At 54.1% G+C, this 255-nt stretch carries 1 protein-coding gene; it reads right to left on the bottom strand.

From position 1 onward, the window contains the following. A partial coding sequence (locus ACLJNW_RS26675) for a hypothetical protein (RefSeq protein ID WP_410961578.1) occupies positions 1–255 on the bottom strand: 255 nt, incomplete at both ends.

The raw sequence follows: 255 nt of genomic DNA, 5'->3' as shown, positions 1-255 counted from the left end.
GTGTAGTAGCGGATTAAATCCAGGGTGACGCTCGGCTCAAACATCACGCCAAGCACATGGAACAACTCGCGTTCTTCGTCGGACGCACCCTTGAGGCTGGTCTCGATTGCGGCGGCAATTCCGCGATCCCGACCTTTCAACGTCCCTGACCAGGCCCGTGATGCATCAATTTCGCTGAGGTACTGGGTGAGCGATTGCTTCAATACGCGCATTTCTTTGCCGACAATCTTGAGCGCATAGGGTGAATTCTCAAAC

This window comes from Salmonella sp. SAL4457 (assembly GCF_046548235.1).
Taxonomy (GTDB): Bacteria; Pseudomonadota; Gammaproteobacteria; order Enterobacterales; family Enterobacteriaceae; genus Salmonella; species Salmonella enterica.
The sequence above is the reverse complement of the archived record's forward strand: the minus strand, read 5'-3'. Positions and strand labels throughout refer to the sequence as shown.